Below are 25,367 nucleotides of genomic sequence, written 5' to 3'. Positions count from 1 at the left end.
GTTTGCGAAGCGGGTTTATCATCAACGAATAGTCTTAGTAGTACCGAAAAAATGGCAGAGAAACGCAATATCTTTCTGGTTGGGCCTATGGGTGCCGGCAAAAGCACTATTGGGCGTCAGTTAGCTCAACAACTCAATATGGAATTTTACGATTCTGATCAAGAGATTGAGAAACGAACCGGAGCTGATGTGGGCTGGGTCTTCGATGTTGAAGGTGAAGAAGGTTTCCGCGATCGCGAGGAAAAGATTATCAATGAGCTAACGGAGAAGCAGGGCATCGTTCTGGCGACCGGCGGCGGCTCTGTGAAATCCCGCGAAACCCGTAATCGTCTCTCCGCCCGCGGTGTAGTGGTGTATCTGGAAACCACTATCGAGAAGCAGCTGGCTCGTACTCAACGTGATAAAAAACGTCCCCTGCTGCAGGTGGACGCGCCGCCGCGTGAAGTGTTGGAAGCGCTGGCCGACGAACGCAATCCGCTTTACGAAGAGATTGCCGATGTGACCATTCGTACTGACGATCAGAGCGCGAAAGTGGTGGCAAACCAGATTATTCATATGCTGGAAAGCAACTAAATCAGGCTTAATAGACGGCCTGCAGGTTTTAGCAACTAAGGTGGATGTCGCGTCATGGAGAGGATCACCGTTACTCTCGGGGAACGTAGTTACCCTATCACCATCGCGGCTGGTTTGTTTAACGACCCAGCTTCCTTCGCGCCCCTGAAGTCTGGTGATCAGGTTATGCTGGTCACCAACGAAACACTGGCACCGCTCTACCTTGATAAGGTGCGTGGCGTGCTGGAACAGGCCGGCGTAAATGTCGATAGCGTGATCCTGCCTGACGGCGAGCAGTACAAAAGCCTGGCGGTGATGGACACGGTGTTCACCGCACTGTTGCAAAAACCACATGGGCGCGATACCACACTGGTCGCGCTCGGCGGCGGCGTAATCGGCGATTTGACCGGTTTTGCTGCGGCCAGCTATCAGCGCGGCGTGCGCTTTATTCAGGTGCCGACCACGCTCCTTTCTCAGGTTGACTCCTCCGTTGGCGGTAAAACGGCGGTAAACCACCCCCTTGGCAAAAACATGATTGGCGCGTTTTATCAACCCGCGTCGGTTGTGGTCGATCTCGACTGCCTTGCAACCCTTCCTACCCGTGAACTCTCCTCCGGTCTTGCGGAAGTGATCAAATACGGCATTATTCTCGACGGCGCGTTCTTTAGCTGGCTGGAAGAGAATATGGACGCTCTGTTGCGCCTTGATGGCGCCGCGCTGGCTTACTGTATTCGCCGCTGCTGCGAACTGAAAGCGGAGGTCGTTGCCGCCGATGAGCGCGAACATGGCTTGCGTGCTTTACTCAATCTTGGTCATACCTTCGGTCATGCGATTGAGGCGGAGATGGGCTACGGTAACTGGCTACACGGCGAAGCCGTTGCTGCCGGGATGGTGATGGCGGCACACGCGTCAGAGCGCCTCGGGCAGTTTAGCGCAGCAGATACGCAGCGTATCAAAGCGCTGCTGAAACGCGCCGGTTTACCCGTTGAGGGGCCGCGTGAAATGACAGCGCAGGCATACCTGCCGCACATGATGCGCGATAAAAAAGTGTTAGCGGGAGAGATGCGTTTAGTGCTTCCGCTGGCCATAGGGAAGAGTGAAGTTCGCGGCGGAGTGTCGCACGACGTAGTACTTAGCGCTATTGCTGATTGCCAGCAGGCGTAACGATAAGAAAGGTCTGTTCACGCGCTGCGTGGCGTTTAACTTCGGGCGATATGCATCAGTGGCATACGCCTTTGTGTGGGGTGTTAAATGGATGAATTCAAACCAGAAGACGAGCTGAAACCCGATCCCAGCGATCGTCGTACTGGTCGTTCTCGTCAATCTTCCGAGCGTGTCGATGAGCCGCAAATCAACTTTGATGATGTTGATGTTGATGCCGACGATCGCCGTCCTGCGCGTACGCGCCGGGTGCGTGATGAGCGCGAAGAGGAGAGCTATCAAGAAGATGAAGCCGCTCTGGACGAGGAGCCGCAGGAGCGTCGCCCGCGTAAGCGTAAGAAAGCCGCTGCCGCTGCGAAGCCAGCCTCCCGCCAGTATCTGATGATGGGCGTCGGTATCCTTGTGTTACTGCTGCTGATTATCGGCATTGGCTCTGCGCTGAAATCCCCCGCGCCTGCTAACAACGAACAAAACACGTCGGGCGAGAAAAATATTGATCTCGGCGCGACGGATAACGCTGCCGGTAACAGCGGCAACGCTGCCGATCAGGCAAATGGCGCACAGCCTGCACCGGGCGCGTCGTCGTCTCAGGCACAGAACGCAGGCGCTCAACAGGATGTGACGCTGCCGCCGATCTCCTCGACGCCGTCGCAAGGCCAGCCGTCCGCTACGCCGGAAGGGCAAAACCGCGTTGAAGTGCAGGGCGATCTCAACAACGCACTGTCGCAGCCGCAGAGCCAGACGCAGCTTGATAGCGCGGCCAGCTCAACGCTGCCGACCGAACCGGCAACGGTTGCACCGATTCATAATGGTAATGGCAACAGCAACTCCACTACCGCGCGCAATCAGCAGCCTGCTTCCGGTGAAAACCGCACAACGGCGCCGCGTAACGAACGCAAGCAGATGGTGATTGAACCTAAACCGACCGCGAAGACGCCGGTAGCGAAAAGCGAGTCGAAAGCGGAGTCCCGCCCGGTTGCTCAACCGCCGAAACGCACGGAAAGCACCGCTTCTGCGCCAGTGAAAGCGCCTGCGTCAACGTCGACAGCATCATCGTCAACGTCCACGGCGGCATCCAAACCGGCGCAGCCGAAAACCACCGCACCGGCGGCAACCGCAAGCAGCGCGCCTGCTGCCAGCGGCACGGCCTCAACCGGCAATGTCGGTGCATTGAAATCGGCACCGGGCAACCACTACACCCTGCAGCTGAGCAGTTCATCGAACTACAACAACCTCAATGCATGGGCGAAGAAAGAGAACCTGAAAAACTTCGTGGTCTACCAGACAACGCGTAACGGCCAGCCGTGGTACGTGCTGGTGAGCGGCGTCTACGCCTCGAAGGATGATGCTAAACGCGCGGTCTCCGCGCTGCCAGCGGATGTGCAGGCGAAAAACCCGTGGGCGAAGCCGCTGCATCAGGTTCAGGCCGATCTTAAGTAATGTGTAAAGCGCAGGATGCTGTCGGAGCTTTCTCCACAGCCGGAGAGAGTGTAAGTAATCAGTCAGCATGAAAAAGAATCGCGCTTTTCTAAAATGGGCAGGGGGGAAATACCCCCTGCTCGACGATATCGGAAGGCACTTGCCCAAGGGAGAGTGCCTGATCGAGCCTTTCGTTGGCGCGGGCTCGGTGTTTCTCAACACCTCCTACTCCCGCTATATCCTTGCAGATATCAACAGTGACTTAATCAGCCTCTATAACATCGTTAAAGATCGGCCTGATGAGTATGTTCACCACGCGCGCGCGCTGTTTGTGCCCGCGGTGAACCAGTCCGAAGTCTATTACCAGCTGCGTCAGGAGTTTAATCAGTGCCAGGAGCCGTTCCGGCGCGCGCTGCTGTTTTTATATCTCAACCGGCATGGCTACAATGGACTGTGCCGTTACAACCTGCGCGGGGAGTTTAACGTGCCGTTTGGGCGCTATAAAAAGCCCTACTTCCCGGAAGCGGAGTTGTATCACTTTGCAGAAAAAGCGCAGAATGCCTTCTTTTACTGCGAATCTTATGCCGAAAGCATGGCGCGTGCGGATGCGAATTCAGTGGTTTATTGCGATCCGCCCTATGCGCCGCTCTCTGCAACAGCCAACTTTACGGCGTACCATACCAATAGCTTTACCCTTGAGCAGCAGGCTCATCTTGCCGCGATTGCGGAGAGTCTGGTGCAGAACCGAATCCCGGTATTGATTTCCAACCATGACACGCTGCTGACGCGTGAATGGTACAGTCAGGCGAAATTGCACGTGGTGAAAGTGCGACGCAGTATCAGCAGTAATGGCGGGACGCGTAAAAAAGTGGATGAGTTGCTGGCGCTCTATCGTCCGGCTCCCGCGCCTCGCTAACCCTGCGTTCACCGCGCCGCCGCCTGCCGAAACTTAATTTCTCAAGGAGATGCGGATGAAACAGTATTTAATTGCCCCTTCGATTCTGTCGGCTGACTTTGCCCGCCTGGGCGAAGACACCGCCAGCGTACTGGCCGCGGGCGGCGACGTTGTCCACTTTGACGTGATGGACAACCACTACGTACCGAACCTGACTATCGGCCCGATGGTGCTGAAAGCGCTGCGTAACTACGGCATCACCGCACCTATCGATGTGCACCTGATGGTGAAACCGGTCGACCGCCTGGTGCCGGACTTCGCCGAAGCCGGGGCAAGCATTATCACCTTTCATCCTGAAGCTTCTGAACATATCGACCGCACCCTGCAACTGATCAAAGAGCACGGCTGCAAAGCGGGGCTGGTGTTTAACCCGGCGACGCCGCTGAGCTATCTGGATCACGTTATGGACAAGCTGGATGTGATCCTGCTGATGTCCGTTAACCCCGGTTTTGGTGGTCAATCCTTCATTCCCCACACGCTCGACAAGCTGCGCGAAGTGCGCCGTCGCATCGACGCGTCCGGCCTTGATATCCGTCTCGAAGTGGACGGTGGGGTGAAAGCGAGCAATATCGGCGAGATCGCGGCAGCCGGCGCGGACATGTTCGTGGCGGGCTCGGCGATTTTTAATCAGCCGGATTACAAACAGGTTATTGATGAAATGCGTAGCGAACTGGCGAAGGTAAGTCATGGATAAATTGCAGTCGATTCGGGGTGTCGCGTTCGATCTCGATGGCACATTAGTGGATAGCGCGCCGGGGCTTACCGCTGCCGTAGACAGCGCGCTGTATGCCCTTGAGCTGCCGCAGGCTGGCGAAGCGCGCGTGATTACCTGGATTGGGAATGGCGCCGATGTATTGATGGAGCGCGCCTTCAACTGGGCTCGCCAGGAGCGAGCCATTCAGCGCGCCTCGCAGGGCAAGCCCGATATTGATACTGGCGACGTGCCGCAGGCCGAGCAGATCGCTATGCTGCGCAAGCTCTTCAACCGCTACTACGAAGAGACCGTGGAGGAGGGCAGCTTCCTGTTCCCGGACGTGGCGCAAACCCTCGCGGCGCTGCACGAAAAAGGGCTGCCGCTGGCGCTGGTGACCAACAAGCCGACGCCGTTTGTCGCGCCGCTACTGGACGCGCTGGAGATTGCCCACTACTTCACCTTTGTTGTCGGCGGCGATGATGTGGTGAATAAGAAGCCGCACCCGGAGCCGCTGTTGCTGGTGTGCGACAAGCTGGCAATTCAACCCCATGAGTTACTCTTCGTTGGCGACTCGCGCAACGATATCCGTGCCGCACAGGCGGCAGGCAGCGTCTCCGTTGGCCTGACTTATGGCTATAACTACGGTGAAGCGATTACCCTAAGCGAGCCGGACTACGTCTTCGACCGCTTTAACGATTTACTGCCCGCGCTCGGGCTCCCGCTCAGTGAACATCAGGAAATGAAAAATGACTAAGCCCATCGTTTTTAGTGGCGCACAGCCCTCAGGTGAATTGACCATTGGCAACTACATGGGTGCGCTGCGTCAGTGGGTGAACATGCAGGACGACTATCACTGCATCTACTGCATCGTTGACCTGCATGCCATTACCGCCCGTCAGGATCCGGAGAAGCTGCGCAAGGCGACGCTGGATACGCTGGCGCTCTACCTGGCCTGCGGCATTGACCCGCAGAAAAGCACGATCTTTGTGCAGTCCCACGTTCCTGAGCATGCCCAGCTGGGTTGGGCGCTGAACTGCTACACCTATTTCGGCGAGCTGAGCCGCATGACGCAGTTCAAAGATAAATCCGCACGCTATTCAGAAAACATCAACGCCGGTCTGTTTGACTACCCGGTGCTGATGGCGGCAGATATTCTCCTCTACCAGACCAATCAGGTGCCGGTCGGCGAAGATCAGAAGCAACACCTTGAGCTGAGCCGCGATATCGCCCAGCGCTTCAACGCCATCTATGGCGATGTGTTTAAAGTGCCTGAGCCGTTTATTCCGAAGTCCGGTGCGCGCGTGATGTCGCTGCTGGAGCCAACGAAGAAGATGTCCAAGTCGGATGATAACCGCAACAACGTCATTGGCCTGCTGGAAGATCCGAAGTCAGTGGTGAAGAAGATCAAACGCGCCGTGACCGACTCCGACGAGCCGCCGGTTGTGCGTTACGATGTGGCGAACAAAGCGGGCGTCTCTAACCTGCTTGATATCCTCTCCGCCGTGACTGGCCAGAGCATCGCCGAACTGGAGCAGCATTTCGAAGGCAAGATGTATGGCCATTTGAAAGGCGAAGTAGCTGATGCGGTTTCCGGCATGCTGACCGAGTTGCAGGAGCGCTACCATCGCTACCGCAATGACGAAGCCTTCCTGCAGCAGATCATGCGTGAAGGTGCGGAAAAAGCGAGCGCGCACGCTTCAGAAACGCTGAAGAAGGTGTACGAAGCGATTGGGTTTGTCGCGAAGCCGTAAGCAAAATAAGCTCGGTTTTGTAGGCCTGATAAGCGCAGCGCCATCAGGCATTGTGCCGGGCGCTGATTGCCGGATGGCGGCGTAATCGCCTTATCCGGCCTACGGGTTAGCGCGTTTTGTAGGCCTGATAAGCGCAGCGCATCAGGCATTGTGCCAGGTGTCGATTGCCGGATGGCAGTGTACGGTTAGCTGTTTTTTGTAGGCCTGATAAGCGCAGCGCCATCAGGCAACGTCTTTAAAACCACTTCAACTTCTCGCGTAATGCGACAACCCTGCCGACGATAATCAATGATGGGCTTTTCACCTGCTGCGCCAGCTCGCCAAGCTGCGACAGCGTGCCGCTGACGACCCGCTGCTGCACCGATGTACCATTTTCCACCAGCGCTACCGGCATATCCGCCTGCATACCGTGAGCGATCAATTGCTCCTGAATCGCCGCCGCCTGATTCAACCCCATATAGAACACCAGCGTCTGCTTCTCTGCTGCCAGGTTAGCCCAATCCAGCTCGCCGCCGGTCTTCAGATGGCCCGTGACCAGCCGCACGCTCTGGGCGTAATCCCGGTGGGTGAGCGGAATGCCCGAGTAAGCTGAACAGCCGGAAGCCGCGGTAATTCCAGGCACGACCGAGAAGGGAATACCCGCATGGCAGAGCGTTTCCAGCTCTTCGCCCCCGCGCCCAAAAATGAAGGGATCGCCGCCTTTTAACCGCACCACGCGCTTCCCGCTTTGCGCCTCGCGCAGCAGGATCTGATTGATCTCCTCCTGCGGCACGCAGTGATAGCCCGCGCGTTTACCCACAAACACGCGGTCGGCGTCGCGGCGTACCAGATTCATGATCTCATCGGACACCAGCCGGTCATAGACCACCACATCCGCCTGCTGGATTTGCTGTAGGCCTTTCAGCGTTAGCAGCCCGGCATCGCCAGGGCCAGCGCCCACCAGCACCACTTCACCGCGATTATCCAACGGCTCGCTCAGCATCTGCTCGGTGATGCTCTCTACGGCAGTCATATTCTGATTCGCCAGCGATTGTGCCAGCCGATCGTTAACGAAGAGCTTCTCCCAGAAACGGCGGCGTTCGCTCATGGTAGCGAAATGGCGTTTTACGCGGCCACGCAGTTGCCCGGCAAATTTCGCTACATGACCAAGATGCTGCGGTAGCAGCGACTCCAGCTTCTCGCGCAGCAAACGCGCCAGCACTGGCGATGTGCCGCCTGAAGAGATCGCCACCATCAGCGGCGAGCGGTCGATAATCGACGGCATGATAAAGCTCGCTTCCTTCGGTGCATCGACCACATTACAGAAGATGCGACGCGCTTCTGCCGCATCGCTGACCCGCTGGTTCACCGCGTCGCTATCGGTAGCGGCAATCGCCAGCCAGCACTCATCAAGCAGCGTTTCGCTAAACTCGCCTTCGACCAGCGTCAGCATGCCTTCGGCGGCCCAGGCGGTAAATTGAGGAATAAAGGTGAGGGCATTGACGGTGAGCTGCGCGCCCGCATCAAGCAACAGGCGCGCTTTGCGCTCCGCGACGTCGCCGCCGCCGACCAGCAGACAGGCGCGTCCCCGTAATTGACAGAAAATTGGCAGGTGATCCACGACATTACCCCGGTATTGTAGTTATAGGCTGAAGCGGGCGCCGCGCAGCGAGAGCCGCGGGCGCAGAGCATGAGCCGTAGCATAACAGCAAGCTGTCGCTACGGCCGTTGAGAGGGCAGGGGATTATGCTTTGATCTGCACCTCACCATCTTTCACTCGTGCTTCAAAATGGGCAACTGAACGGCTTTCATCTTCCATGCAGAGGCCATCGCGCAGACGGAAGCGCTGTTTTTTTAACGGGCTGGCAACCCACAGTTCGCCCTGATGTTCAGCAATAATGCCGCGAGAGAGCACGCTCGACTGGAAAAAGGGGTCGATATTACTGATGGCGTAAACCTGGTCGTCATGGCGCGGGCGGAAAATTGCTACCTGCTCGCCATTGACCAGCGCACAGACGCCGGTTGCCGGGACGATCTCATCAATATTGCAGACGCTGTTCCACTGGCTCATGCGTTCTCCTCCACTAACATCACCGGAATACGTTCATAGGGTGTCGCCGGGCGATGCTGCGCGCGCTCCGGTACCACCTGCACGTTCGGGTCGCGGCGATCGCTGTTGATAAAGTGCTTGAAGCGCGTTTGCGCTGCCGGATTGTTGACGGTTTCCGTCCATTCGCAGATTACCGCTTCGCGCAGACGGGTCATCTCCGCTTCCAGCTGTGCATCAAAGCCCAGCTTGTCGTCAATGATGACGCTGCGCAGATAGTTGATGCCACCTTCCATCCCCTCAAGCCAGGAGGCGGTACGGGTCAGTTTGTCGGCGGTGCGAATGTAGAACATCATAAAGCGGTCGAGGTAACGCAGCAGGGTTTCGCGGTCGAGATCCGCCGCCAGCAGATCCGCATGACGCGGTTTCATGCCACCGTTACCGCACACATAGAGGTTCCAGCCTTTTTCCGTGGCGATAATCCCCACGTCTTTCCCCTGCGCTTCCGCACATTCACGGGTACAGCCGGAGACGCCGAACTTCATTTTGTGTGGAGTACGGATACCTTTGTAACGGTTCTCCAACTCAACGCCGAAACCGACGCTGTCGCCAACGCCATAGCGGCACCAGGTCGAGCCGACGCAGGTTTTCGCCATCCGCAGCGCTTTGGCATACGCATGACCGGTTTCGAACCCGGCGTTGATTAACTGACGCCAGATCTCCGGCAGATCGTCTTTTTGCGCGCCGAACAGGCCGATACGCTGCGAGCCAGTGATTTTGGTATAGAGATTAAATTCCCGCGCGATGCGGCCCACTTCCATCAACCCTTCCGGCGTGATTTCGCCGCCCGCCGAGCGCGGGATAACGGAGTAGGTACCATCTTTCTGGATGTTGGCGAGGAAGTTGTCGTTGGTGTCCTGCAGCGGCGTATGCTGCGGTTTCAGGATGTACTCGTTCCAGCAGGAAGCGAGCAGCGAACCCACGGTCGGTTTACACACTTCGCAGCCGTAGCCGGTGCCATATTTCGCCAGCAGTTCGTCGAAGGTTTTAATCCCCTCCACCTGAATGAGGTGGAATAACTCCTGGCGGGAGTAGGCGAAGTGTTCACACAGGTTATTGGTGATTTCGATACCCTGTTTCGCCAATTCGGCGTTCAGCACCTGTGTAACCAGCGGAATACAGCCGCCGCAGCCGGTGCCGGCTTTAGTTTCCGCTTTCAGGGCGGCCACGGTATGGCAGCCTTTATTGATGGCGCTAATCAGGTCACCTTTGGTGACGTCGAAGCAGGAGCAGATTTGCGCGCTGTCCGGCAGCTTATCGACGCCGATTGAGGGTTTACCGCCGCTGGCGTGCGCCGGGAGGATCAGCGCGTCGGGGTTTTCCGGCAGTTCGATGGCGTTGAGCACCAGTTGCAGCAGATTACCGTAATCACTGGTGTCGCCCACCAGTACCGCACCGAGCAGCGTTTTGTTATCCGGGCTGACAATCAGGCGTTTATAAACTTCTTTGCTTTCGTCGAGATAGACGTAGCTGCGCGCGCCTGCTGTACGACCGTGGGCATCGCCGATACCGCCAACATCAACGCCAAGCAGTTTTAGCTTGGCGCTAAGATCCGCACCTTCAAACGCGTTTTGCGTGCCGAGAATATGGTCAGCCGTCACCTGCGCCATTTTGTAGCCTGGCGCAACCAGACCATAGACGCGGTTGTTCCAGCTGGCGCACTCGCCGATGGCGTAAATATTGGGATCGGAGGTCTGGCAGCAGTCGTTAATCATAATGCCGCCGCGCGGGGCGACTTCAAGCCCGCACTGGGTCGCCAGCTTGTCGCGTGGACGAATGCCGGTAGAGAAGACGATAAAATCTACTTCCAGCTCGCTGCCGTCGGCGAAGCGCATCGTTTTGCGCGCCTCAACGCCCTCTTGCACGATCTCGTTGGTGTTTTTGCTGGTGTGCACGCGCACGCCCATGCTTTCGATTTTACGTCTTAACTGCTCGCCGCCCATCTGATCGAGCTGTTCAGCCATCAGCATCGGGGCGAATTCAATAACGTGGGTTTCGACGCCTAAGTTTTTCAGCGCGCCTGCGGCTTCCAGACCCAGCAGGCCGCCGCCAACCACCGCGCCACGGCGGCTACGGCGCGCGCATGACTCAATGGCATTTAAATCTTCGATAGTGCGGTAAACAAAGCAGTCCTGCGTTTCGGACCCTTTGATTGGTGGGATCCAGGGGTAAGAGCCGGTGGCCATGATCAGCTTGTCGTAATAGACCGTACGGCCCGCGCTGGAGTGGATCACTTTCTCCTGGCGGTTAATGGTGATGGCGCGTTCGCCTACCAGCACTTTTACGCCATGTTTTTCGTAGAAGCCTTCGCGAACTAATGACAGCTCTTCAGCTGTATGGTGGGAAAAATAGGATGACAGGTGGACGCGGTCGTAGGCTTTACGCGGCTCTTCACAGAATACGGTAATGTCGAACTGGCTGGCGTCGGCTTTGTCGAGAAGGTCCTCGATAAAGCGGTGGCCGACCATGCCATTACCGATGATAGCGAGTTTGACTTTGCTCATTTTTGCCTCGATTTCTTTTTTACTACCTCCTACCTTAACGATTCAGCTTGCACGGTTATTGATGTATATCAATTACACCTTAGCCTACTCCTTAATGAGTATACTGCTGATTTTTCATGGTTTTTATAAGTATTGGATATCATTCATATTTATATGTTGAGGAATTTCTATACTGAAAGTGACGTTTTTTAGCACGAGGTTCGCTACGACATATCTGAGGGAGAATGAGGAGATAATGCGATGTCAGCAACACCACTATGGCTTGTGCAGAATGTGCACTTACCCGATCGCGAAGGAGTCTGGCAAATCGCCATTGAGAACGGGCGATTTGGTGAGATCACACCGATGGGCGACACCCAGAGCGAGACACTTGATGTCCTTGATGCTGGCGGCGGTCTGGCACTGCCGCCGTTCGTCGAACCGCATATTCACCTGGACACGACGCAAACGGCAGGCGATCCCCGCTGGAACGAGTCCGGTACGCTGTTCGAGGGGATTGAGTGCTGGGCCGAACGTAAAGCACAGCTCTGCCATCAGGACGTGAAAAAGCGCGCCTGGCAGACGCTGAAATGGCAAATGGCCAATGGCGTACAGCATGTGCGCACACACGTTGATGTTTCCGATCCGCTGTTAACGGCGCTGAAAGCGATGCTGGAGGTGAAAGAGGAGGTCGCACCGTGGATCGATCTACAGATTGTCGCTTTTCCACAGGAGGGGATTCTCTCGTATCCGAATGGCGCAGCGCTGCTGGAAAAAGCGCTTCAGCTGGGGGCCGATGTGGTCGGAGCCATTCCGCACTTTGAGTACACACGTGAATATGGCATCGAATCGCTGAATATCGCCTTCGATCTGGCGCGTGAGTATGAGCGCCCGCTGGATATCCACTGCGATGAAATTGATGATGAGCAGTCGCGCTTTGTTGAGACCGTCGCCGCGCTGGCGCTTGAAATGGAGATGGGCTCGCGTGTTACCGCCAGCCACACCACCGCTATGCACTCCTACAACGGTGCTTATACATCCCGTCTTTTCCGCCTGTTGCAACGTTCCGGCATCAATTTCGTGGCCAACCCGCTGGTCAATATTCACCTGCAGGGTCGGTTTGATGACTACCCAAAACGGCGGGGCATTACACGGGTGAAAGAGTTGATGGCGGCAGGGATAAATGTCTGCTTCGGTCACGATGATGTATTTGATCCCTGGTATCCACTCGGTACCGGCAACATGTTGCAGGTGCTGCATATGGGTCTGCATGTTTGTCAGCTGATGGGCTATCCGCAGATTGAACAGGGGCTGCAACTGATCACCCATAACAGCGCGAAAACGATGGGCCTGAGTGAGTACGGCATTGCGCCGGGCCTGCCTGCCAATATGATAATTCTGCCTGTTGAAAACGGCTTTGAGGCGGTGCGCTGCCAGTCCCCGGTACGCTGGTCGATTCGGCACGGACGCATTATTGCCAGTACGCAACCGGCGCAGAGTTGGGTACGGCTGGAGCAGGGATGTGAAGAGGTACATTTTCACCGGATGCCGCAAGCGTAGCGGCGTGCCAGGCCGTTAAGACGCACAAATTTGGCGGTCTGGCGTTACATCTGTTACCAAATACGTAAAATTAAGTAAAAGGCTGGCCTGCTGGCTGACTGCTCTTTAGAATCAATCCACTCGCTTTCGTTACTGCACTTCGTTAAGGAAACCTTATGGTTAAATCGACTCTGGCGGCTATGGCGGCTCTACTCGCCCTTTCTGCTCTCTCCCCTGCTGCGCTGGCCGCAAAAGGCGATCCTCATGTTCTGCTCACCACCTCCGCCGGTAATATCGAACTGGAGCTGAACAATCAGAAAGCCCCTGTGTCGGTAAAAAACTTCCTTGATTACGTGAATAACGGTTTTTATAACAACACCACTTTTCACCGCGTGATCCCTGGTTTTATGGTGCAGGGCGGCGGTTTTAACGAGCAGATGCAGCAGAAGCAGCCCAACCCGCCTATCAAAAATGAAGCGGACAACGGCCTGCGAAATACGCGCGGCACCATTGCCATGGCGCGCACGGCGGATAAAGACAGCGCTACCAGCCAGTTCTTTATCAACGTTGCGGATAATGCCTTCCTTGACCATGGTCAGCGCGACTTTGGCTATGCGGTCTTTGGCAAAGTGGTAAAAGGTATGGACGTTGCCGATAAGATCTCTCAGGTGCAGACGCACGATGTTGGCCCGTACCAGAATGTCCCGTCAAAACCGGTTGTTATCCTCTCTGCGAAAGTGCTGCCATAAGTTTTCCCCCGCACGGGCTTTGCAGCCCGTGTTTTACCGCTTCCCTGCGTAACCTGAATTTACTGCTTATAATTTTTTGGGCATGTACATCATTTGGGTATGTATATCGCTTAACTGGGAGGCGCTATGCCGAAAAAACTCACCGACAGGCAAAAATCCCGACTCTGGGAGCAGCAGCGCAATATCAATTTTCAGGCCAGCCGCCGGCTGGAGGGCGTTGATAGCGAGCTTGTTACGCTGAATGCGCAAGAGGCGACTTTACGTCTTGAAGAGCTGCGGAGGCAATATGAGCGATAAATTCGGCGACGGGCGCGACCCGTATCTTTTCCCCGGCCTGAAAGTGATGCGCAACCGCCTGGGGATTCGCAATGCTAAGGGTCTTGAGAAGGAGGCGTATCAGTTCACCGCGCTGCGCGCCGCAACCCTGGATCTGGGGCCGATTGCTCGCGGCCTGCCACATCTTTGCGCCATTCACCGCCATCTCTACCAGGATGTGTTCGACTGGGCCGGGCAGATCCGCGAAGTTGATATCTATGAGGGCGATACCCGTTTTTGCCACTTCGAGTATATCGAGAAAGAGGGCAATGCCCTGATGCAGCAGCTTGAAGATGAGGAGTGGCTCGTTGGGCTGGAGAGAGAGGAGTTTATCGCTCGCCTGGCGCACTACTACTGCGAAATCAACGTCCTGCACCCGTTCCGGCTGGGTAACGGCATTGCGCAGCGTATCTTCTTCGAGCAGTTGGCGCTGCACGCAGGTTTCTCTCTCGACTGGCGCGATATCGATCCCGACGACTGGCGCCACGCCAACCAGGCCGGTGCGATGGGCGATCTCGAACCGCTAACCGCCATCTTTAGTAAAGTCGTAAGTGAGGCGCGTGAAGGCGAGTAAACCTTTTTGTCGGATGGCGCTAACGCTTATCCGACCTACGAAACATTGTAGGCCGGATAAGCGTTAGCGCCATCCGGCGTATCCCATCCCGTAAACCCGTTTTTTATCTTTGCGAAGTGCCGTATAGTTTTGCGCAAATTGCATGAAATCTGGCACATCCATTGGTTGAATTCACATGATCCTGCTTATCGATAACTACGACTCCTTTACCTGGAACCTCTACCAATATTTTTGCGAACTGGGCGCGCAGGTTGAGGTGAGGCGTAATGACGAGTTGACGTTAGCGGACATTGAGACATTAGCGCCGCAGAAAATTGTTATCTCGCCGGGTCCCTGCACACCGGATGAGTCGGGCGTTTCGCTGGCGGTTATTGCGCACTATGCGGGCAAGCTGCCGATCCTCGGGGTTTGTCTCGGTCATCAGGCGATTGCACAGGTATTTGGCGCTACTATTGTACGCGCAGCGAAAGTGATGCACGGCAAAACCTCTCCCATTACACATGCTGGCAGCGGTGTGTTTAGCGGGTTAAATAATCCGTTAACCGTTACGCGTTACCACTCTTTGGTCATCGATCCAACTACCTTACCTGACTGCTTCGAAGTTACTGCCTGGAGTGAAAGCGACGAGATTATGGGCATTCGCCATAAGTCGTGGGATCTGGAAGGAGTGCAGTTTCATCCGGAAAGTATTCTGAGCGAGCAGGGACATCAATTGCTGCGAAACTTCCTTTCGCGCTGATTTGTGGTTGCCATTTAGTGATTTTTTATGCATATTTCGTGATTATATTTTCACTATGAATGTAACATAACACGGGATGGGCAACCTATGGCAACTCAGCAAGACGCGGTGACACGTGCAAACTTCGATGACGTTATTCTGCCAATTTACGCACCGGCCGAGTTTATCCCGGTAAAGGGAAAGGGCAGCCGCGTCTGGGATCAGCAGGGTAAAGAGTACGTTGATTTTGCCGGCGGCATTGCGGTAACTGCCTTAGGCCACTGCCACCCGGCGCTGGTGGAGACGCTGAAAGCGCAGGGCGAGACGCTTTGGCACCTGAGCAACGTCTTTACCAATGAGCCCGCGCTGCGTCTGGCGCGCAAGCTGGTGGATGCCACTTTTGCCGAGCGCGTCGTGTTTATGAACTCCGGTACGGAAGCCAACGAAACCGCCTTCAAGCTGGCGCGTTTTTATGCAACCACGCGCCACAGCCCGCACAAAACCAAAATCATCGCTTTCCACCACGCTTTTCACGGGCGCTCGCTCTTTACCGTGACCGTTGGCGGCCAGCCGAAATACTCCGACGGCTTTGGCCCGAAACCGGCCGACATTGTGCATGTTCCTTTTAACGATCTTCACGCGGTTAAAGCGGTGATGGACGATCACACCTGCGCCGTGGTGGTGGAGCCGATTCAGGGCGAGGGCGGCGTTACTGCCGCCACGCCTGAGTTTCTCAAAGGCCTGCGTGAATTGTGCGATGCGCACAACGCGCTGCTGGTGTTTGATGAGGTGCAGTGCGGGATGGGGCGCAGCGGTGAGTTGTTCGCCTATATGCACTACGGCGTGACGCCGGATATTCTGACCAGCGCCAAAGCCCTCGGCGGCGGTTTCCCGGTCAGCGCCATGTTGACGACGCATGAAATCGCCAGCGTCTTCCATGCCGGTTCCCACGGCTCCACTTACGGCGGCAATCCACTGGCCTGCGCAGTGGCCGGCACCGCGTTCGATATCATCAATACCCCTGAAGTGCTGAATGGCGTCAGTGCCAAGCGTCAGCACTTTGTTCAGCATATGCAAAAAATTAATGAGCAGTACGACCTGTTCAGCGATATTCGCGGTATGGGCCTGTTAATTGGTGCCGAGCTGAAACCGCAGTACAAAGGCCGTGCGCGCGACTTTCTGCATGCGGCTGCCGCAGCGGGCGTGATGGTGCTGAATGCCGGTCCGGATGTGATGCGTTTTGCGCCGTCGCTGATTATCGAGGAGCAGGACATCGATGAAGGGATGCAGCGCTTTGCGCAGGCCGTGGCGAGCGTGGTTAACGCGTAAGGCGTCGACGTAGCCAGATGCCATGATGCGGGCGCTGACGCCATGCCACCGACGAGATGGTGTGCATGGTGCTCAGATGCCCGAGGATGCGCTGCAGATGCTGCTCCAGCGTGCTCATTGGTCCATGGGTCAGCGTCTCCGGCCCTTCCATCACATTCACATCCCCGGATTCTCCCGGTCCGTCATACTCCAGCCGCTGCTGGCAGCGTTGCAGCGCAATTTCACATGACTCGAGATAGCGCTGCGCCAGATCCGGCGTCAGCATGGTGTGCTCGCGCGCCAGCGTCGTCATAGCGTTGATATGTTCAACAATAAACTGGCTGTGGGTAACCCACAGTTTCATATCGCTCAGGTAGCGGCTGTTAAAGCCGGGCTCCTGCATCGCCTGGTTGAGGGAGTTGAACAGGGCGTTATGCGCCTGGTTAACCTGCATACGCTGCCATGCCAGCGGCGTTGCTTCTGGATTGTTGCTGAGGATCAGGCGAATCGCATCCTGATAGGCCTCCAGCGCATCGTGCGCATTCTGGCGCAGCAGGCCGCTTTGCCACTGCGGCCACAGCCACACCATTCCGCCGAAAGCAATCAGGCAGCCAATCAACGTATCGACAAGCCGGGCGAGAATAAACTGATCGCCATTGAGCGTCAGGATTTGCAGGGTATAGACCGCCGTAATCGTAAAACCGACCGTCGCCCAGCCGTAGCTTTTGCGGATAATCAAATAGCTGCTCAGGGTGATCATCAGCATCGCCGCCAATGTAAAGCCGAGCGGCACATGAAAGTGCAGCGTCATACCCGCCACCACTAGCCCGGCCAGCGTGCCGGCGGCACGGTTGACGATGCGCACCCGCGTCGCGCCGTAGCCGTTCTGCGTTACCACCATCACCGTCATCATGATCCAGTAGGGTTTCGGCAGATTTAATGCGCTGCCCATCAGACTGGCGATGCTGAGCATCACGCTGATGCGCGCGGCATTGCGCAGGGCGGTTGATTTCAGCGACAGATAACTTTTCAGTGCCGGGATCAGCGGCAGACGCTCCTGCTTATCCTCCATCAAATCGCGAATATAGAGCGGGCGCTGGGTGCGCAGCACGCGGGCGATACGGCTAAAGTGCCAGGCGCAGAACTGCCCGACCGGATTATCCGGGTGCTGACGGGCAATTTTTTCCAGTGCGCCAACCTGCTTCTCCATGGTGAAGCGGGTCGGGTAGCGATGGTAGAGGATGTCATCCGCCAGCACGCGCAGGCGAGCTGCGACAGTTTGTGCATTCCAGCGAATCACCTGCTCGGCGTGGGTCTGTTCGACCAGTTTCTGCACCTTTTCCGGCTGATGCAGGCTGACAGAGATATGTTCCTGCAGATCCAACGCGACCTGGAAGACACGTAGCAGGCGCTTGTAGTCATTGTTCTGATTGGCTGCCAACATATGCAGCTGCTGGTAACACTGGCTAATCAGATCCACCGCTTTCTGCTGGCGGTCAAGCAGCGGCGGCAGCGCGGTTTCCGGATCGACATGCTGGGTTAACAGGCTATATTTCGCTTCGCAATACTCCGCCAGTTGCCGGTAGAGCAAACTGAGAGATTCACGCAGCGGCTGTTCGCGCCACAGCCAAAACCAGAACCAGTTAAAGAGCCCGTACCACAAGGTGCCGAGGGTGTAGATCAGCAGCGGCTCCCACACCGGCATGTTCCCGGCGAGGCTGAGGGTAAAAATGGCGGCAATGAGAGACGCGGGAAGCAAGCGGCCATGCAGCGCGCTGATTTCGCCCGTCACGCCCAGCAGCAGGGTTAACACCGTCATGATTACCGGTAGCGGAAGATTCTCTGCCAGCAGAAGCTGCACCGCCAGGCTACAGCCGGCAAACAGCGAGCCGCCGATAATCAGGCGTTTGAAGAAGCGTTTATGTGGGGTATCGAGACCCGCAATATTGCAGCAGGCGGGAACCAGCGAGAAGAGAAGCCCCTGTTGCAGATGACCAAGCAGCAGCCCAACCGCCACAGGCAGGCATAACACCAGCGTTTGTCGCAGTGCGTAGTTGATTTCGGGGTGGTAAATCAGCCTGCGCCACATGGGAAAACAAAAATGGCGCACCGCATGAGCGATGCGCCATTTTGCAGATTAACGCGTACCGTAGACGACGATAGTTTTACCGTGGGCGGAGATCAGGTTTTGATCTTCGAGCATTTTCAGAATGCGACCAACCGTTTCGCGGGAGCAACCGACGATCTGACCGATCTCCTGACGGGTAATTTTAATTTGCATACCGTCCGGGTGGGTCATGGCGTCCGGCTGTTTCGCCAGGTTCAGCAGAGTCTGAGCAATACGGCCGGTCACGTCGAGGAACGCCAGATTACCGACTTTCTCCGAGGTCACCTGCAGGCGACGCGCCATCTGCGAGGAGAGGCGCATCAGAATATCCGGGTTCACCTGGATAAGCTGACGGAATTTTTTGTAGGAGATCTCCGCCACTTCACAGGCGGTCTTGGCGCGAACCCAGGCGCTGCGCTCCTGACCCTCTTCAAACAGGCCCAGTTCACCAATAAAATCGCCCTGGTTGAGGTAAGAGAGGATCATCTCTTTACCCTCTTCATCCTTGATGAGCACTGCCACTGAGCCTTTAACGATGTAATACAGCGTTTCCGCTTTTTCACCCTGGTGAATCAGCGTGCTCTTCGACGGGTACTTATGAATATGGCAATGAGACAAGAACCATTCGAGAGTCGGGTCTGTTTGCGGTTTGCCAAGCACCATGCGCGATTATCCTCTGTTATAAGCTGGCTCCAGAAACGGCGTGAATCATTCAGCTTCTGGGGTTGCAATCAAAGCTTCCCAAGTCCCGGGAAGTGGACCGTCAGCGACATCTGCGGTCTCTAATGTATGATATCCCTTGCGTACATTCGTAACGTCAATGTTTCTCTGTAGCATGTAGACTGTTTTAGCATAGCTTTTGGCGCCTGTCTCCTGGTGTCTCGCTTCAGCATGACGCAGGTCGCCTTCCGTTGCGCGTTTTGTTATGTACGCGTAATCTGTGAAAAAATTTGCCATACCGGAGTGATGAAAATGCAGGCACGAGTGAAATGGGTGGAAGGGTTAACGTTCCTTGGTGAGTCCGCATCCGGCCACCAAATTTTGATGGATGGCAACTCCGGGGACAAAGCTCCCAGCCCGATGGAGATGGTCTTAATGGCCGCCGGGGGTTGCAGCGCGATTGACGTAGTGTCGATCCTGCAAAAAGGGCGTCATGACGTCACCGATTGCGAAGTGAAGCTGACCTCCGAGCGCCGGGAAGAAGCGCCGCGCTACTTTACCCATATCAACCTGCACTTCATCGTTACCGGCAAAGCGCTGAAAGACGCTGCGGTATCCCGCGCGGTCGACCTCTCGGCTGAGAAGTACTGCTCCGTGGCGCTGATGCTGGAAAAAGCGGTTAAGATTACCCACTCCTACGAAGTGGTAGAAGCCTGATAAGCTCGCCCGGCGGCGCTTTCCGCCGGGTTATTTAATCTTTTTACCTTCCATCAGCCGTTGCACCAGCGGCGTCATAATCAGCTCCATCGCCAGCCCCATTTTGCCACCCGGCACCACCAGCGTATCCATGTGCGAGATAAACGAGCCCTGCAACATCGCCAGCAGCCACGGATAGTCGATCCCCTCCAGATTGCGGAAATGAATCACCACAAAGCTCTCATCCAGAGAAGGGATGCCTTTGGCGGCGAAGGGGTTGGAGGTATCGACGGTAGGAACGCGCTGGAAGTTGAGATGAGTGCGGGAGAACTGCGGCGTGATGTAGTTGATGTAATCCTCCATTGAGCGCACTACCGAATCCATCACTGCTTCCCGGGAGTGACCGCGCTCGCTGGTGTCGCGGATCATCTTCTGGATCCACTCCAGGTTAACAATCGGCACCACGCCCACCAGCAGATCGACGTGACGCGCCACATCGTGCTGCGGCGTCACCACACCGCCGTGCAGCCCTTCGTAGAAGAGCACATCGGTCGGTTCCGGCAATGGCTGCCATGGGGTAAAGGTTCCTGGCACCTGATTCCACGGCACGGCTTCATCGTAAGTATGGAGATATTTCCGCGCCTGGCCCTGGCCGCTCTGGCCATACTCGCTGAAGGTCTGCTCCAGCAGGCCGAAGTCGTTCGCTTCCGGGCCAAAATAGCTGATGTGCCGCCCAAGATCGCGGGCTTTGCGGATCGCCATGTCCATTTCCGGACGGGTATAACGATGAAAGCTGTCGCCTTCCACCTCCGCCGCGTGCATGTTGAGTTGGGCGAAGATCTTACGAAAGGCGAGGCTGGTGGTGGTGGTTCCCGCGCCGCTGGAGCCAGTGACGGCGATGACCGGATGTTTGGCGGACATAGCAACTCCCTGAAGAAAAGCTGTTGTTCAGTATCAAAGCCGCCCGGCACCCGGTTAGTCGTGGAACTGCCCGCGCGGCATAATGTTCACCGTTTCGTGCAGCTCTGACCACACCAGTACGGCCTCGCCGCGCTGCAATTGCCGTTTTACGTCGGCGACCTTTTGCTCAAGTGAACGCTCATGTTCACCATAATCGGTGCCTTCGCGCAAGACAAAGCTCTCAATCAGATTGTCGAGCGTGTCGGCGTCGACTTCTTGCCACGGAATAATCATGATGCTCCCAGATAAGCGGATAACCAGTCCGGAATGCGCGTTTCAAGCCACATCTCCGGGCGACGCAGCGTGCCGCCGACAAAGCCGACGTGCCCGCCATGTTCCGTCAATTGATACTCAATATTAGCGGGTAATTGCGCAAGATCGGGAATGACGTGATGATCCATAAACGGATCGTCCTTGGCGTGAATGATAAGCGTCGGTTTACGAATCTGCGGCAGCAGCGGCATAGCACTACAGCGGCGATAGTAATCAAGCGCATCGTCGAAGCCGTGGATTTTTGAGGTAATCACATCATCAAAATCGCGGATGCGCCGCATTTTACGCAGCACCTCCATGGTGGTTGGCAGCGAACCGGGATAGGCGCGCAGTTTGCGCGCGGCATTGGCCTTTAGTAGGTTGAGCAGATAGCGCTGATAAACGCGTGAGAAGCCCTTATCCATATGATAGCTGCAGGCTTCCAGCACCAGCGGCGCGGAAACAATCACCGCCGCGTCGAGGGGGAGATCGTCATCCGCTTTCGCCAGCAGGCAGCCGAGCATATTTCCGCCCAGCGAATATCCCACCGCTGCGGTTGGCGCCTCGCCAAGCTCCTGACGCAGCCAGGTGAGAAACCAGGTGCCATCTTCGGTTTCGCCGGAGTGGTAGATGCGGTTCAGGCGATTCGGGATGCCGCTACAGCCGCGAAAATGCATCACCACGCCCAGCCAGCCGCGCTGTTTCGCCGCATTGATCAGGCCGTGCGCATAGGGGCTGTGCAGGCTGCCTTCAAGGCCATGAAACACCACCAGCCGCGGTTTATGCCGCGCCTGGTTCGGCTCTTCGCTCCACGCGAGATCGACAAAATCCCCGTCCGGCAGCTCGAGGCGCTGCCACCAGGGTTCAAACGCGACGCGACGGCGAATAAGACGCGGCAGCATGGTCTGAAGATGTGGATTGCTCGCGCCACGCATCGGGCGAAAGCCATGCATATCATCTTTCAAATGCGCAAGTTGTGAAGGTGTAATGTCTGTCATAGCACAAGAAAATAGATAAAAAGTGGGACAACTATAAACGCACGCGAGGCACCCGTTTATTCATTTAACGGGAAATCAGCGAGCTATGCTTCAATCCGCCAGCAAGTTACGTGAAAAAAGGTGGATATCGACATCTGCTTTACGTCGCCACAAACGCGCTTTTCGCGCCCCGGTCGCCACACTCTCCCCGGTCTCTTCAAACATACCGGAGGCTTCAAAACGGCGGATCAGACTTTTGCGCTGGATCGGCTGGCCGAGGATAATCTCTGTCGCTTCTTGCAACTGGCTTTGGGTAAACGTATCAGGCAAACAGTAAACGGGCAGTAACGAATACATCGTTTTCTGCCGTAAGCGGCGCAGCGCGGCGTGGATGATCTCGCCGTGATCGAAGGCCAACTGAAGATCATCGAGGCTGGCAACCGGCACCCATTTGGCATCGCTGACGCTTGCGATATGGGGCGCGCAGGCGACCCACGAAATAAGCGCGTACCAGGCGACGGTCAAACTCCAGCCGCGCGGATCGCGTTCTGGGCCGGAGAAGGTATCAAGCTGTTCAAGCCATGAGGGCGAGACGCCGGTTTTTTCCGTCAGCTTGCGCAGCGCCGTTGCACGGGTAGAGCTATCCTGCGCCATATCAATAAAGCCGCCGGGCAATCCCCAGCACCCTTGTTGCGGCTGGCTGGCGCGCTCCACCAACAGTACGCAGAGCGTCTGCTGATGCAGGCTAAACAGCACGCTATCGACCGTCACTAGCGGCGAGGGAAAACGGCTGGGATCGTAAGAATCCAGATATTCTGCTTCACTGATCATCACTGACTCATCTCGTTACACACGCAGCAAGTTTATCAGTCCGTCCAGGAGCGGCAAGCGAACTTTTATTTTATGTATTTTCATCGGCTTATATATTCAGTATAAAAATAATCCAGACGGGGGGCTTGCTTAATAGTGTCTTATGGACAATATTAATTGTGTCCAAGGGACATTAACTAATGCAGGTGAGGTGAATGATGGCGAGCAGAATCGAACTCTTTATCGATAATCAACATGTTGAAATCGACCACGGCGTATTCCCCGATGGTGCGGTCTGGCTGAAAGTGACGGGCGAACTGCCCGTTTCCGCCCAGCTGATGCGCATCCGCGTCGCCGCCATGCGTGATATGAACGATTTTATGCTGTTGGCACAACTCGTAGACGCGGTACGCCATGTCAGCGATATCGCAGTCAGTCATCTGCAGCTCGCCTGGCTGCCGTGGGCGCGCCAGGATCGCCATATGGTGGCGGGCGACAGCTTCGCACTGAAAGTCTTCGCCAACCAGCTCAACACCCTGAACTTCGATAAAGTCTTTATTCTCGATCCCCACAGCGATGCCGCCGCAGCCGCCATTAACAACTGCGTCGCCATTCCGCAGGAAACCTGCCTCTTGCAAAGCGAGACGCTGCGCCGCGCCATTGCGCACGGCGAACTGATGCTGGTGGCGCCGGACGCAGGCGCGCTGAAAAAGATCCATAACGTGGCGAAAGCTACCGGCGCGAAAAATTACGCCATTCTCACCAAAGAGCGCGATGTTGCCAGCGGTAATCTGACCGGCTTTGCGTTAGTGGCCGGTGAGGTGGCGGGGAAAGATCTGCTGATTGTCGACGATCTCTGCGATGCGGGCGGCACCTTTATCGGCTCGGCGCAGGTTCTGCGTGAAGCGGGGGCGCGCAGCGTTAGCTTGTATGTTACGCACGGTATCTTTTCGAAAGGCGTTGAGAACCTGCTCAATAACGGGATTGACGCTATCTACACCACCACTTCGTTTACTTCGCCGACGCTGGCTTCGCCGGGCGTTGAATTGATCGACATTGCCACGTTATTTCGCGCTTAAGGGGACCACACCATGAAACTGAATCCGATTCTCGCCATCGACGGCTATAAAGTATCGCACCGCGTGCAGTATCCGCAGGGCACAACAAAGGTTTACTCCAACTTCACACCGCGCAGCGATCGCTTTTTCCAGTCTCCCGTTGCCGACGGCAAACTGGTCTTCTTTGGCCTGCAGGGTTTTCTGAAGTGGTTTATGGTCGATCTTTTCAATGACGCCTTCTTTTCTCGCCCGGAAGAGGAGGTAGTGAATGAGTACAAAGAGGTGATGGATAGCTACCTCGGTAAGGATAGCGTGGCGGTCGATCATATCCGTGACTTGCACCGTTTAGGCTACCTGCCGCTGCACATCAAATCCCTGGATGAGGGGAGCAAAGTGCCGATGAAGGTGCCGGTACTGACCATCACCAATACCCGCGAGGAGTTCTTCTGGCTAGTAAACTACCTGGAAACGGTGCTCTCTGCCGAGTTGTGGAAAGCTTCGACTAACGCCACCATCGCACACCACTACCGCAAAATTTGTGAGCAGTGGGCGGCAAAAACCTGTAGCGATCTCACGCACCTTGACTTCCAGTGCCACGACTTCTCCTTCCGCGGCATGGCGGGCCTGCACGATACCGCGCAGGCGGGCGCGGGTCACCTGCTGAGTTTTAAAGGCACCGACAGCATCCCTTCGCTGCTCTATGCCCGCGATTTCTACACCGGGGGCGAGGAGTACTTTATCGGCGCAAGCATTCCGGCGACTGAGCACAGCGTGATGTGCATGGGCGAGCATGAGCACGAAATTGAGACCTTCCGCCGCCTGATTGCCGATATCTATCCGCAGGGCTTTGTCTCTATCGTTTCCGATACCTGGGATTACTGGCGCGTGATTACTGAATATACCCGCGAGCTGAAATCGTTGATTCTGGGGCGTGAAGGACGCGTTGTTTTCCGCCCGGACAGCGGTGACCCGGTTGAGATCCTCTGCGGCACCGGTGCAGATGATGACACGCGAGTCGATCGCACCCCAGAGGAGAAAGGTTCCGTTGAAGTATTGTGGGAGATTTTCGGCGGCACTGTTAACGAGAAGGGGTACAAGGTGCTGGATCCGCATGTCGGCCTGATTTATGGCGACTCGATTACGCTGGCGCGCGCCAATCAAATTCTTTCTCGCCTGGAAGCGAAAGGCTTCGCCAGCTCCAACGTCGTATTTGGCGTCGGCTCTTTTACCTACCAGTACAACACCCGTGACACCTTTGGCTTTGCGATGAAAGCGACCTGGGGCGCAGTAAATGGCGAAGGGCGGATGATCTTTAAAGAGCCGAAAACCGACAGCGGCCTGAAGCGTTCGGCACGTGGCCTGTTACGGGTTGAGCGCGATGGTCAGGGTGAACTGCAACTGCACGATGAGCAAAGCTGGGAGCAGGAGCAGGGCGGGGAGCTTAAAACTCGTTTCCTCGACGGTAAGCTTTACGACACCGAGCACTTTGAGACCATTCGCCAGCGCCTGGCGAACCAGCGTTAAGTGTTGACTGGCGGTACGG

Annotated in this window: 25 protein-coding genes; 16 read left to right on the top strand and 9 right to left on the bottom strand. The window is 56.2% G+C overall.

All coding sequences use genetic code 11. From position 1 onward, the window contains the following. Positions 1–51 precede the first annotated feature (51 nt). The 7 genes from aroK to trpS all read left to right on the top strand — a co-directional run bounded on the left by aroK (position 52) and on the right by trpS (position 6,532). The gene (aroK, locus tag HF650_RS21975) at positions 52–573 is read left to right on the top strand and encodes a shikimate kinase AroK (RefSeq protein WP_002920267.1); all 522 of its coding nucleotides are present in this window, start codon (positions 52–54) and stop codon (positions 571–573) included. A 54-nt stretch (positions 574–627) separates the two neighbouring features. Next, positions 628–1,716: a 3-dehydroquinate synthase gene (aroB, locus tag HF650_RS21970; protein WP_187800342.1), complete on the top strand. Its 1,089-nt coding sequence runs from the start codon at positions 628–630 to the stop codon at positions 1,714–1,716. 87 nt (positions 1,717–1,803) lie between these two features. After that, positions 1,804–3,153 (top strand): cell division protein DamX, encoded by a 1,350-nt coding sequence (gene damX, locus HF650_RS21965; RefSeq protein ID WP_187800341.1) that lies wholly within the window; start codon positions 1,804–1,806, stop codon positions 3,151–3,153. A gap of 67 nt (positions 3,154–3,220) precedes the next feature. Then, on the top strand, positions 3,221–4,048 hold the full coding sequence (gene dam / locus HF650_RS21960; protein ID WP_187800340.1) for an adenine-specific DNA-methyltransferase: 828 nt from the start codon (positions 3,221–3,223) through the stop codon (positions 4,046–4,048). A 55-nt stretch (positions 4,049–4,103) separates the two neighbouring features. Further along, positions 4,104–4,781 carry a ribulose-phosphate 3-epimerase gene (gene rpe, locus HF650_RS21955; RefSeq protein WP_023482084.1) on the top strand — a complete coding sequence of 226 codons (678 nt, stop codon included), beginning with the start codon at positions 4,104–4,106 and terminating at the stop codon, positions 4,779–4,781. Beyond that, positions 4,774–5,535 (top strand): phosphoglycolate phosphatase, encoded by a 762-nt coding sequence (gene gph / locus HF650_RS21950; RefSeq protein WP_076769397.1) that lies wholly within the window; start codon positions 4,774–4,776, stop codon positions 5,533–5,535. Before rpe ends, gph begins: the two co-directional genes overlap by 8 nt. Then, entirely contained in the window at positions 5,528–6,532 is a 1,005-nt protein-coding gene (gene trpS, locus HF650_RS21945; protein WP_187800339.1) for a tryptophan--tRNA ligase, read from the top strand. The genes gph and trpS overlap by 8 nt, the downstream gene beginning before the upstream one ends. A gap of 235 nt (positions 6,533–6,767) precedes the next feature. Here trpS and cysG read toward each other — a convergent pair whose 3' ends face one another. The 3 genes from cysG to nirB form a co-directional block, all read right to left on the bottom strand. Further along, on the bottom strand, positions 6,768–8,132 hold the full coding sequence (gene cysG / locus HF650_RS21940) for a siroheme synthase CysG (protein WP_187800338.1): 1,365 nt from the start codon (positions 8,130–8,132) through the stop codon (positions 6,768–6,770). 123 nt (positions 8,133–8,255) lie between these two features. Beyond that, the gene (gene nirD, locus HF650_RS21935) at positions 8,256–8,582 is read right to left on the bottom strand and encodes a nitrite reductase small subunit NirD (protein WP_054804348.1); all 327 of its coding nucleotides are present in this window, start codon (positions 8,580–8,582) and stop codon (positions 8,256–8,258) included. Beyond that, positions 8,579–11,122, bottom strand: a complete 2,544-nt coding sequence (gene nirB, locus HF650_RS21930; RefSeq protein ID WP_187800337.1) for a nitrite reductase large subunit NirB — start codon at positions 11,120–11,122, stop codon at positions 8,579–8,581. Before nirB ends, nirD begins: the two co-directional genes overlap by 4 nt. 240 nt (positions 11,123–11,362) lie before the next feature. Between nirB and HF650_RS21925 the strand changes: the two genes are divergently transcribed. The 6 genes from HF650_RS21925 (at position 11,363) to HF650_RS21900 (ending at position 16,325) form a co-directional block, all read left to right on the top strand. Continuing rightward, positions 11,363–12,661: a cytosine deaminase gene (locus HF650_RS21925; protein WP_187800336.1), complete on the top strand. Its 1,299-nt coding sequence runs from the start codon at positions 11,363–11,365 to the stop codon at positions 12,659–12,661. 155 nt (positions 12,662–12,816) lie between these two features. Beyond that, positions 12,817–13,389, top strand: a complete 573-nt coding sequence (gene ppiA / locus HF650_RS21920) for a peptidylprolyl isomerase A (protein WP_187800335.1) — start codon at positions 12,817–12,819, stop codon at positions 13,387–13,389. Positions 13,390–13,515: 126 nt separating this feature from the next. After that, complete coding sequence (locus HF650_RS21915; protein ID WP_187800334.1) at positions 13,516–13,686, top strand: YhfG family protein; 171 nt, start codon at positions 13,516–13,518, stop codon at positions 13,684–13,686. Beyond that, on the top strand, positions 13,676–14,278 hold the full coding sequence (locus tag HF650_RS21910; protein ID WP_187800333.1) for a putative adenosine monophosphate-protein transferase Fic: 603 nt from the start codon (positions 13,676–13,678) through the stop codon (positions 14,276–14,278). Before HF650_RS21915 ends, HF650_RS21910 begins: the two co-directional genes overlap by 11 nt. A 175-nt stretch (positions 14,279–14,453) precedes the next feature. Further along, positions 14,454–15,017 carry an aminodeoxychorismate synthase component 2 gene (pabA, locus tag HF650_RS21905; protein ID WP_187800332.1) on the top strand — a complete coding sequence of 188 codons (564 nt, stop codon included), beginning with the start codon at positions 14,454–14,456 and terminating at the stop codon, positions 15,015–15,017. Between the two features lie 87 nt (positions 15,018–15,104). After that, positions 15,105–16,325, top strand: a complete 1,221-nt coding sequence (locus tag HF650_RS21900) for an aspartate aminotransferase family protein (RefSeq protein ID WP_187800331.1) — start codon at positions 15,105–15,107, stop codon at positions 16,323–16,325. Here the strand turns inward: HF650_RS21900 and HF650_RS21895 are convergent. Together HF650_RS21895 and crp are read right to left on the bottom strand one after the other, a co-directional pair. After that, on the bottom strand, positions 16,315–18,393 hold the full coding sequence (locus HF650_RS21895) for a YccS/YhfK family putative transporter (protein WP_187800330.1): 2,079 nt from the start codon (positions 18,391–18,393) through the stop codon (positions 16,315–16,317). The genes HF650_RS21900 and HF650_RS21895 overlap by 11 nt on opposite strands. A 48-nt stretch (positions 18,394–18,441) precedes the next feature. Next, positions 18,442–19,074, bottom strand: coding sequence for a cAMP-activated global transcriptional regulator CRP (gene crp, locus HF650_RS21890; RefSeq protein WP_000242758.1), 633 nt, complete (start codon positions 19,072–19,074; stop codon positions 18,442–18,444). A gap of 309 nt (positions 19,075–19,383) precedes the next feature. On the opposite strand from crp, the gene HF650_RS21885 reads away from it, so the two are divergent. Then, entirely contained in the window at positions 19,384–19,788 is a 405-nt protein-coding gene (locus tag HF650_RS21885; RefSeq protein ID WP_187800329.1) for an OsmC family protein, read from the top strand. Positions 19,789–19,818: 30 nt separating this feature from the next. Here the strand turns inward: HF650_RS21885 and HF650_RS21880 are convergent, their stop codons facing one another. From HF650_RS21880 to HF650_RS21865, 4 genes are all read right to left on the bottom strand, one after another. Next, entirely contained in the window at positions 19,819–20,688 is an 870-nt protein-coding gene (locus tag HF650_RS21880) for a phosphoribulokinase (protein WP_023482098.1), read from the bottom strand. Positions 20,689–20,742: 54 nt separating this feature from the next. Then, entirely contained in the window at positions 20,743–20,961 is a 219-nt protein-coding gene (locus HF650_RS21875) for a YheU family protein (protein ID WP_187800328.1), read from the bottom strand. Further along, positions 20,958–21,977, bottom strand: coding sequence for a hydrolase (locus HF650_RS21870; RefSeq protein ID WP_187800327.1), 1,020 nt, complete (start codon positions 21,975–21,977; stop codon positions 20,958–20,960). The genes HF650_RS21875 and HF650_RS21870 overlap by 4 nt, the downstream gene beginning before the upstream one ends. A gap of 90 nt (positions 21,978–22,067) precedes the next feature. After that, positions 22,068–22,787, bottom strand: coding sequence for an NUDIX domain-containing protein (locus HF650_RS21865; protein WP_187800326.1), 720 nt, complete (start codon positions 22,785–22,787; stop codon positions 22,068–22,070). Between the two features lie 197 nt (positions 22,788–22,984). On the opposite strand from HF650_RS21865, the gene prs reads away from it, so the two are divergent. Continuing rightward, positions 22,985–23,845: a ribose-phosphate diphosphokinase gene (prs, locus tag HF650_RS21860; protein WP_187802786.1), complete on the top strand. Its 861-nt coding sequence runs from the start codon at positions 22,985–22,987 to the stop codon at positions 23,843–23,845. 12 nt (positions 23,846–23,857) lie between these two features. After that, on the top strand, positions 23,858–25,348 hold the full coding sequence (locus tag HF650_RS21855; protein ID WP_187800325.1) for a nicotinate phosphoribosyltransferase: 1,491 nt from the start codon (positions 23,858–23,860) through the stop codon (positions 25,346–25,348). Positions 25,349–25,367 lie beyond the last annotated feature (19 nt).

This window comes from Kosakonia sp. SMBL-WEM22, from assembly GCF_014490785.1.
GTDB lineage: Bacteria > Pseudomonadota > Gammaproteobacteria > Enterobacterales > Enterobacteriaceae > Kosakonia.
This window is presented reverse-complemented; position numbering and strand designations above follow the sequence as displayed.

Coding starts and splice junctions, on each gene's coding strand:
- gph (WP_076769397.1), top strand. CDS start 4,774: ATGGATAAATTGCAGTCGATTCGGGGTGTCGCGTTCGATCTCGATGGC.
- HF650_RS21895 (WP_187800330.1), bottom strand. CDS start 18,393: ATGTGGCGCAGGCTGATTTACCACCCCGAAATCAACTACGCACTGCGA.
- nirD (WP_054804348.1), bottom strand. CDS start 8,582: ATGAGCCAGTGGAACAGCGTCTGCAATATTGATGAGATCGTCCCGGCA.
- prs (WP_187802786.1), top strand. CDS start 22,985: ATGGCGAGCAGAATCGAACTCTTTATCGATAATCAACATGTTGAAATC.
- aroB (WP_187800342.1), top strand. CDS start 628: ATGGAGAGGATCACCGTTACTCTCGGGGAACGTAGTTACCCTATCACC.
- HF650_RS21885 (WP_187800329.1), top strand. CDS start 19,384: ATGCAGGCACGAGTGAAATGGGTGGAAGGGTTAACGTTCCTTGGTGAG.
- dam (WP_187800340.1), top strand. CDS start 3,221: ATGAAAAAGAATCGCGCTTTTCTAAAATGGGCAGGGGGGAAATACCCC.
- HF650_RS21915 (WP_187800334.1), top strand. CDS start 13,516: ATGCCGAAAAAACTCACCGACAGGCAAAAATCCCGACTCTGGGAGCAG.
- trpS (WP_187800339.1), top strand. CDS start 5,528: ATGACTAAGCCCATCGTTTTTAGTGGCGCACAGCCCTCAGGTGAATTG.
- crp (WP_000242758.1), bottom strand. CDS start 19,074: ATGGTGCTTGGCAAACCGCAAACAGACCCGACTCTCGAATGGTTCTTG.
- damX (WP_187800341.1), top strand. CDS start 1,804: ATGGATGAATTCAAACCAGAAGACGAGCTGAAACCCGATCCCAGCGAT.
- HF650_RS21880 (WP_023482098.1), bottom strand. CDS start 20,688: ATGTCCGCCAAACATCCGGTCATCGCCGTCACTGGCTCCAGCGGCGCG.
- HF650_RS21875 (WP_187800328.1), bottom strand. CDS start 20,961: ATGATTATTCCGTGGCAAGAAGTCGACGCCGACACGCTCGACAATCTG.
- ppiA (WP_187800335.1), top strand. CDS start 12,817: ATGGTTAAATCGACTCTGGCGGCTATGGCGGCTCTACTCGCCCTTTCT.
- HF650_RS21910 (WP_187800333.1), top strand. CDS start 13,676: ATGAGCGATAAATTCGGCGACGGGCGCGACCCGTATCTTTTCCCCGGC.
- HF650_RS21855 (WP_187800325.1), top strand. CDS start 23,858: ATGAAACTGAATCCGATTCTCGCCATCGACGGCTATAAAGTATCGCAC.
- pabA (WP_187800332.1), top strand. CDS start 14,454: ATGATCCTGCTTATCGATAACTACGACTCCTTTACCTGGAACCTCTAC.
- HF650_RS21870 (WP_187800327.1), bottom strand. CDS start 21,977: ATGACAGACATTACACCTTCACAACTTGCGCATTTGAAAGATGATATG.
- nirB (WP_187800337.1), bottom strand. CDS start 11,122: ATGAGCAAAGTCAAACTCGCTATCATCGGTAATGGCATGGTCGGCCAC.
- HF650_RS21925 (WP_187800336.1), top strand. CDS start 11,363: ATGTCAGCAACACCACTATGGCTTGTGCAGAATGTGCACTTACCCGAT.
- aroK (WP_002920267.1), top strand. CDS start 52: ATGGCAGAGAAACGCAATATCTTTCTGGTTGGGCCTATGGGTGCCGGC.
- HF650_RS21900 (WP_187800331.1), top strand. CDS start 15,105: ATGGCAACTCAGCAAGACGCGGTGACACGTGCAAACTTCGATGACGTT.
- rpe (WP_023482084.1), top strand. CDS start 4,104: ATGAAACAGTATTTAATTGCCCCTTCGATTCTGTCGGCTGACTTTGCC.
- HF650_RS21865 (WP_187800326.1), bottom strand. CDS start 22,787: ATGATCAGTGAAGCAGAATATCTGGATTCTTACGATCCCAGCCGTTTT.